At 72.2% G+C, this 7,669-nt stretch carries 6 protein-coding genes; 2 read left to right on the forward strand and 4 right to left on the reverse strand.

The window, feature by feature from the left end; translation table 11 throughout:
- Positions 1-105 precede the first annotated feature (105 nt).
- Positions 106-2,334, forward strand: a complete 2,229-nt coding sequence (locus tag ABZT47_RS36280) for a SpoIIE family protein phosphatase (protein ID WP_354852404.1) — start codon at positions 106-108, stop codon at positions 2,332-2,334.
- A 9-nt stretch (positions 2,335-2,343) separates the two neighbouring features.
- Here the strand turns inward: ABZT47_RS36280 and ABZT47_RS36285 are convergent, their stop codons facing one another.
- Positions 2,344-3,000, reverse strand: coding sequence for a TMEM175 family protein (locus tag ABZT47_RS36285; RefSeq protein WP_354852406.1), 657 nt, complete (start codon positions 2,998-3,000; stop codon positions 2,344-2,346).
- Between the two features lie 163 nt (positions 3,001-3,163).
- Between ABZT47_RS36285 and ABZT47_RS36290 the strand changes: the two genes are divergently transcribed.
- Positions 3,164-3,334 (forward strand): hypothetical protein, encoded by a 171-nt coding sequence (locus tag ABZT47_RS36290; RefSeq protein WP_354852421.1) that lies wholly within the window; start codon positions 3,164-3,166, stop codon positions 3,332-3,334.
- Between the two features lie 102 nt (positions 3,335-3,436).
- Here ABZT47_RS36290 and ABZT47_RS36295 read toward each other — a convergent pair whose 3' ends face one another.
- The 3 genes from ABZT47_RS36295 to ABZT47_RS36305 are packed head-to-tail and all read right to left on the reverse strand — an operon-like array spanning position 3,437 to position 7,546.
- Entirely contained in the window at positions 3,437-4,105 is a 669-nt protein-coding gene (locus ABZT47_RS36295) for a response regulator (RefSeq protein WP_354852408.1), read from the reverse strand.
- Positions 4,102-6,675 (reverse strand): DUF4118 domain-containing protein, encoded by a 2,574-nt coding sequence (locus ABZT47_RS36300; RefSeq protein WP_354852410.1) that lies wholly within the window; start codon positions 6,673-6,675, stop codon positions 4,102-4,104. The genes ABZT47_RS36295 and ABZT47_RS36300 overlap by 4 nt, the downstream gene beginning before the upstream one ends.
- Before the next feature lie 13 nt (positions 6,676-6,688).
- A complete protein-coding gene (locus tag ABZT47_RS36305) occupies positions 6,689-7,546 on the reverse strand; it encodes a potassium-transporting ATPase subunit C (protein WP_354852412.1) in 858 nt (285 codons plus the stop codon).
- Positions 7,547-7,669 lie beyond the last annotated feature (123 nt).

Genomic DNA, 7,669 nt, shown 5'->3' on the forward strand with positions numbered 1-7,669 from the left:
CGCCTTCCCCGAGCCTCCGGCCGGTCGTCGCCTGACCGCCGAGGCTGTTGCAGGAGCGCACGTGGTCGCCTTCGCCCATGCCCCTCTCCGAGGGGCGGCCGCCCGATGAAGCGATGGGGGGACCTCTCGCAGGACGCGGCCGACCATCTGACGCCCGAGTCGGTCCTCGACCACGCCGAGATGGCCGTGGTCGTCACCGACCGGTTCAGCAACGTGCTCTACTGGAACCCGTTCGCCGAACGCCTGTTCGGCAGCCCCGACAGGCCAGGCGCCGCCGACCCGACCGTCCTGTCCCTGGGCATCATGGAGAAGGACCACCCCCTGGCCGTCGAGCTGGCCAAGCACGTCCTCAAGGGCGGCGTGTGGGAGGGCACCTTCGACGTGGTGCGCGGCGACGGCACCATCATCTACGTCCGTGCGCAGGCCGTCCCCCTGCGGCACCCCTCCGGCTCGGTCACCGGCATCGTCATCACCGCCCGCGAGGCGATGCGCAGCAACGAACGCGAGAAAGACCGCTTCGGCCTGCTCGAACGCATCGGCGAGCGCCTGGCCGGCTCCCTGTACGTCGAAGAGACGCTCAACCGCGTCGCCGAGATGCTGGTGCCCCAGTTCGCCGACCACTGCTTCATCGAGCTGTCCGAAGGCGACCGGCTGGTCCGCAAGGTCTCCACCCACGTCAAGGGGTGGACGCCCCCGCCGGGCACCTGGCGCCCCATCGGGTCCGAGATCCGCTACCCCGCCGGCCACTACGCCGAGATCGCGCTGCGCCGCCAGGAGACCATCATCGTCGAGGACTTCGCGACGATGAGCTACCCCTCGCCCAGCGAGGAGGCCACCAGGCTCTGCAGCGAGATCGGCATGACCTCCGCCATCGTCGCGCCGCTGTGCGCGCGGGGCGAGACGCTCGGCCTGATGTACCTCGGCATGTCCAACCTCACCGACCGGCGCTCGCCGCACTACGACGCCTTCGACCGCGACTTCGTCGGCGCCATCGCCACCCGGGTCGCCATCGCCGTCGACAACGCGCTGCTGTTCGAGGAAGAGCGCCACACCGCCGAGTCCTTCCAGAAGTACCTGCTGCCCCGCGAGCTGCCGCAGCTCGACGGCCTGGAGATCGCGGTCCGCTACTACCCCGCCGCCCCGCTCGCCTCGCACGGCCAGGGCATCCAGACCCAGGTGGGCGGCGACTGGTACGACGTGATCCCGCTGTCGGCGGGGCGGGTCGGCATCGTCATCGGCGACGTCGAGGGCCGCGGCGCCAAGGCCGCGGCCGTCATGGGCCAGTTGCGCGCCGCGCTGCGCGCCTTCGCCCAGGACGACAAGTCCCCGGCCGACATCCTGGCGCGGCTCAACGAGTGGACCCGCATCATCGCCGCGCCCGAGCGCGACGACTACGGCACCGACGTCAGCACCCCGCCGATCGTCACCTGCCAGTACCTGGTGTACGACGCGTGGTCGCGCCAGTTGTCCTTCGCCAACGCCGGGCACTCCCCGCCGCTGCTCATCGTCGACGGCGTGGTCACCGAGCTCGACATCTCCGAGGTCGGCCAGCCGCTCGGCGTCAACGCCAAGGGCATGCACGCCGACCTGGTCTACAAGGAGGAGACGCGGGTGCTGCCGCCCGGCGCCGCCCTCCTGCTCTACACCGACGGCCTGGTCGACCGCCGCCCGGCCCGCGAGTCCGGCGAGGCGCCGCTCAGCGACGAAGAGACGCTGCGCATCCTGTGCGAGAAGGTCGCCAAGGCCTCGGCCGAGTCGGTCGAGCGCGTCGCCGACGCCGCCACCGTCGCGGTCCCCGGCGAGATCGACGACGACATGGCCATCCTGGTGATCCGCTCCGCGGGCAAGGAGCTCAAGTTCGAAGAGCGCACCTTCCCCGCCCAGCCGATCATGGTGGGCGAGGCCCGGCGCATGGCCTCGGAGGCGTTCGCGAGCTGGGACGTCCCCGAAGACCGGGTCGAGCTGGCCTGCCTGCTGGTCTCCGAGGTCGTCACCAACGTCGTGCTGCACGCCGCCAGCGCCAGCGTCCCGCGCCGCGAGCTGGTGCTGGACGGCCCGCCGCTGCCGTTCGACGAGTCCTGGGACGTTCCGGGGCTGGACAACGACATCGTCAACGAGAAGGAGTTCACGCTGCGGCTGCGCCGGGGCGAGGAGTCCATCTGGGTGGAGGTCTTCGACCAGGATCTCCGCCTGCCGCGCATCCGCAGCGCCGGCGAGAACGACGAGGGCGGCCGCGGCCTGTACCTGGTCGACCAGCTCGCCCGCCGCTGGGGCTCGCGTCCCACCAAGGAGGGCAAGGCCGTCTGGTTCGAGATCCCCACCAAGGGCCGCTGAGCCCGCCGGTCAGGGGTCGCGGCGATCGAAGACGCGGCGGGTGACGCGCGAGGCGACGATCGTCAGCAACCAGAAGTATCTGCCCCACGACGGGCTGGCGAAGCTCACCGGGATCGACAGCAGGAACACCGACGCCGCGGTGCCGGCGCCCACCAGCAGCCCCCGCAGCGCGTGCGGGGGCGTCCCGGGACGCAGCAGGCCGGCGCGGGTCGCGTGCCGGGCCATCAGCACCATCAGCAGGGCGATCGCGCTGATGACGATGGCGTACAGCACCGGGCCCAGCACGAGGGCGCCCTCGCTGTTCACCCGGGTGGCGAACGGCACCACCACGACCAGGAACAGCCAGCCGAGGTTGTAGCGCAGCAGCGCTGTGTCCACCACATGAATCTTGCGGAAGAACTGGTGGTGGGCCATCCAGAACGCGGCGATGACCCCGAAGCTGATCACGAAGTTCAGGTACTCCTCGGGAAGCAGCTCCACGAACGAGTGCCAGACCTCGGCGTCGGTCTCCCCGGTCGGCACGGGCAGTTCCAGCGCGAGCAGCGTCATCGCGATGGCGATCACCGCGTCGGAGAAGAAGATCAGGCGGTCGCGGACGTGCCGCCGGTCCTCCTCGTCGGTGAAGTGGGGGCTCTCCTGGACGTGCGTCCTGTTCAGATCCGGCACGGGGTGAAGTGTGCCACGGACGCGACACCCGTGGGGAGGGCAGGCAAGAGTGCCGCCGGGGGCGGGGTGATCGCGGCTAGAGTGGCGTGCGGGCCCTTCCCGGGCGAGGTGCCGCGTGGCGCCGCCGGGCGGGCCCGGCGCGCACGGGCCGATCCGGAGGGCGGTGGCGATGGAGAACGGCGGGCTGATCCTGCTGGTCTTCCTGGCGTTCCTTTTCGCCTGGGGGCTGAACCGCTTCCGCAAGATGATCAGGCTCGGCCCGGTGGCCTACGCCGGAGTGATGATCACCTTCGTCATCGTGATCCTCGCCCTCTACACCCAGACCCAGCGCTGATCCGCCGGCCGCCGAGCCGAAGCCGGGGAAGCCGACGGCGATGACGTCGCGAGACGGGCGAGCAGGTCGAGACCGGCTCCCACGCCTGCCCGTCGAGGCAGGTCAGGGCGTGAAGCGGTAGCCCATGCCGGGCTCGGTGATCAGGTGGACGGGGCGGGCCGGGTCGCGTTCGAGCTTCTTGCGGAGCTGGGCCATGTACTGGCGCAGGTAGTGGGTCTCCTTGGCGTAGGCCGCGCCCCACACCTCGCCGAGCATCTGGCGCTGGCTGACCAGCCGGCCGGGGTTGCGCAGCAGCAGCTCCAGCATGCGCCACTCGGTGCGGGTGAGCCGGACGTCTCCGGAGACGGTCTTGGTGGCCAGGTCGACCGTGTGGTCGCCGACGCGGACCTGCGTGCTCTCGGCCTCCTGCGTGGACACCCGGCGGGTGACGGCCCGGATGCGGGCGAACAGCTCCTCGATGTCGAACGGCTTGGTGACGTAGTCGTCGGCCCCCGCGTCCAGGGCGTCGATCTTGTCCTGGTTGCCGGCCCGGCCGGACAGCACGACGATCGGCACGCGCGTCCAGCCGCGCAGCCCGTGGATGACCTCGACCCCGTCCATGTCGGGAAGTCCGAGGTCGAGCAGGATCAGGTCGGGGTGGAACTGGGCGGCCTCGCGCAGCGCGGCGCCCCCGTCGGCGGCCACGGCGACCTCGTAGTGGCGGGCGACCAGGTTGATGCGCAGGGCGCGCAGCAGTTGCGGCTCGTCGTCGACGACCAGGACCCGGGTCATCGGTGCTCTCCGACGGGCATAGAGATGATCATGGTGAGCCCTCCTCCGGGGGTCTCGTCGGGCGTCAGGGTGCCGTTCATCGCCTCGGCCAGCCCTCGGGAGAGCGCCAGGCCCAAGCCGACGCCGGTGTGGCCGGCCCGGTCGCCCAGGCGCTGGAACGGCAGGAAGACCTGGTCGTGGGCGTCCGGCGGGATGCCGGGGCCGCGGTCGATGACCCGGATCTCCACCCGGTCGCCGTAGTGGCTGCCGGTGACCAGTACCCGGTGCTCGGGCGGGCTGTAGCGGACGGCGTTGGACATCAGGTTGACCAGGATGCGCTCGAGCAGCGCCGGATCGGCCATGATCTCGGGCAGGTCGCCGGGGATGTCGTCCTGGACGCGCTCGCCGAGCGGCCCGAGGTCGTCGATGGCGCGCGGCATGACGTCCTCCAGCGCGACGGGGTGCAGGGTGAGCCCCAGCACGCCGGCCTGCAGGCGGCTCATGTCGAGCAGGTTGGCGACCAGGCGGTCCAGCCTGGCCAGCGACTCCTCGGCCGTGGCGAGCAGTTCGGCCCGGTCCTGCGGCGTCCACTCGATGGTCGTGTTGCGCAGACTGTCCACGGCGGCCTTGGCCGAGGCGAGCGGCGTGCGCAGGTCGTGGCTGACTGCGGCGAGCAGGGCCGTGCGCATCCGGTCGGCCTCGGCCAGCGGCCGCGCGGCCTCGGCCTCCTGCCGCAGGCGCTCCTGGCGCAGGGCGACGGCGGCCTCGGCGGCGAACGCCTCCAGCACCCGGCGGTCGGAGGCGTCCAGCAGGTGGCCGCGGACGGCGAGCACGAGCCGGTCGTCGACCTGCACGTCGGTGTCGGAGTCGTCGGGGCTCGCGCAGGGCGGCCCGCCGGAGGTGGCCACGATCCGCCACGACTGCGGCGCGGAACGGTGGTCGGGACCGGCCGGGCCGACGCGTTCGAGCAGCGTCACCGACGTCAGGGTGAAGGTCTCGCGCAGCCGGGCCAGCAGGGACGGCAGCGCGGCCTCGCCGCGCAGTACGTGCCCGGCCAGCGTGGACAGCACCTCGGCCTCGGCTCCGGCGCGGGCGGCCTCGCGGGTGCGCCGCGCCGCCAGGTCGACCACCGTGCTGACCGTGGCCGCGACCAGCACGAACACGAACAGCGCCAGCAGGTTCTCCGGCTCGGCCACCGTGAGCGTGTTCAGCGGCGGGGTGAAGTACCAGTTGAGCAGCCCGAACGCGCCCACCGCGGCGACGACCGCCGGCGAACGGCCGCCGACCAGGGCGACGACGACGACCGTCAGCAGGAACAGCAGGATCTCCCCGGGCAGCGCCAGCGTGCCGCGCAGCGGGACCAGCGCCGCGGTCAGCGCGGGAAGGCCGGCGACGGCCAGCGCCCACCCGGCCAGACGCCGGCGGCGGGTGAGCACGGCGCGGGAACGCGACGCCCTCCGCAGTCCCTTGCTGACCTCCTCGTGGGTGATCATGTGGACGTCGATGGACCCCGAGCGCGCGGTCGTGGTCACCCCGACGCCGGGGGAGAGCACCTGCGCGAAGCGCCCGCGCCGGGAGGCGCCGAGCACGAGCTGGGTGGCGTTGACGCCGCGGGCGAAGTCGAGCAGGGCGCGCGGGATGTCGTCGCCGACGACCTGGTGGTAGGTGCCGCCCATGCTCTCGACCAGCGTCCGCTGACGGGCCAGGTGGGCCGGGTCGGCGCCGGCCAGGCCGTCGGGGGCGGTGACATGGACGGCCAGCAGGTCGGCGCCCTGGGTACGGGCCGCGATGCGCGCGGCGCGCCGCACGAGGGTGTCGCCCTCGGGACCGCCGGTCAGCGCGACGACGACCCGTTCGCGCGCCTCCCAGGTGCCGGCGATGCCGTGGTCGGCGCGGTAGCGTTCGAGCTGCTCGTCCACCTTCCCCGCGACCCAGAGCAGGGCCAGCTCGCGCAGCGCGGTCAGGTTGCCCTCCCGGAAGTAGTTGGACAGGGCCGCGTCGATCTTCTCCGGCGGGTAGACGTTGCCGTGCGCGAGCCTGCGGCGCAGCGCCTCGGGCGACATGTCGACCAGCTCCACCTGGTCGGCCCGGCGCACGACCTCGTCGGGGACGGTCTCACGCTGCGGGACGCCCGCGATCTGCTCCACGACGTCGTTGAGCGACTCCAGGTGCTGGATGTTGACGGTGGAGATGACGTCGATGCCGGCGTCGAGGATCTCCTCGATGTCCTGCCAGCGCTTGGCGTTGCGCGACCCCGGCACGTTGGTGTGCGCGAGCTCGTCGATCAGTGCGATCTTGGGCTTGCGCGCGATGACGGCGTCGACGTCCAGCTCGGTGAAGGTCGCGCCCCGGTAGGTGAGGGTTCTGCGGGGCAGCGTCTCCAGCCCGTCGATCAGTTCGGCCGTGCGGGCGCGGCCGTGCGTCTCCACCAGGCCGACCACCACGTCCCTGCCGCGCGTGAGCGCCCGGCGGCCCTGCGCGAGCATCGCGTAGGTCTTGCCGACGCCGGGGGCGGCCCCCAGGTAGACGCGCAGCCGCCCGCGTGCCGCGCCGGGCGCGCGCGCCGCGTCCGCCTCCCGTGCCGTGCTCACCGCTCGCCTTCCGTCATCCCGCGTCCAGTGCCAGGTTGAGCGCCAGGACGTTGACCGCAGGTTCCCCTATGAACCCCAAGCTACGACCGCTGGTGTGCCGCTCGATGAGGGCCTTGACCCGGGCGAGGGGCAGGCCGCGTTGCCGGGCGACGCGAGGCGCCTGGAGTGCGGCGTAGGCGGGGGAGATGTGCGGGTCGAGTCCGGAGCCGCCGGCGGTGACGGCGTCGGGGGGGACGAGGGCGGTCGCGGTGCCGCGGACGGTGACGGTGCGGCCGGCGGCGTAGTTCTGGCCTGGTGTGCCGCACTGGACGGTGAGGCCCTGGTAGGTGGTGATGAAGGGGGTGGCGGGGCAGGGCTGGTTGACGCTGACGGCGCGGGTGGGGGCGCCGGTGGCGGGGAAGACCTTCAGGACGGCGCCGACGCCGTCGGGGGTGCAGTAGGGGCGTGCGCCGCTGACCCCTTCCACCTCGCCGACGGCCTTGCTCCGCGCGCAGACCTGGCTCAACAGGGACCGCCGGCCATGGCCCCGCACGCCGGATGCCACGGGGACGGGCAACACGTTCACGATGTCCGCAGGGCCCAGGTTGCTCGCCGCGCTCGCCATGGGGTCGTATCCTGCGGCCGACGGGCGGGACTGGAAGTACTTGCGCACCGGGTTGCCGTCGGCGTCGGTGAAGTTCTGCCCGATGAGCGCGCTGCCCGCGTCCTCGCCGTGGATCCGCACGATGGAGCCATTGGCCTCGCCGTTGAACAGCGCCTGCGCCACTCCGGTGACCACCAGCGGATAGACGACTCCGGTGATCACGGTGAGCGCCAGCAGGGCGCGCAGGGCGGCCAGGTGCCGGTTGATCCAGCTTGGCAGATGGCGCATCTATGACATCCCCGGAAGCAACCGAACGAGCAGGTCGATGAGTTTGATGCCGATGAACGGGACGATGATGCCGCCCAGGCCGTAGATGTAGAGGTTGCGGGACAGGAGTTGGGAGGCGCTGGA

The organism is Sphaerisporangium sp. NPDC005289 (assembly GCF_040607455.1).
GTDB lineage: Bacteria > Actinomycetota > Actinomycetes > Streptosporangiales > Streptosporangiaceae > Sphaerisporangium > Sphaerisporangium rhizosphaerae.

Excerpts from the sequence above, each read along its gene's own strand:
- ABZT47_RS36280 (WP_354852404.1), top strand. The coding sequence starts at position 106 with ATGAAGCGATGGGGGGACCTCTCGCAGGACGCGGCCGACCATCTGACG.
- ABZT47_RS36295 (WP_354852408.1), bottom strand. The coding sequence starts at position 4,105 with ATGACCCGGGTCCTGGTCGTCGACGACGAGCCGCAACTGCTGCGCGCC.
- ABZT47_RS36305 (WP_354852412.1), bottom strand. The coding sequence starts at position 7,546 with ATGCGCCATCTGCCAAGCTGGATCAACCGGCACCTGGCCGCCCTGCGC.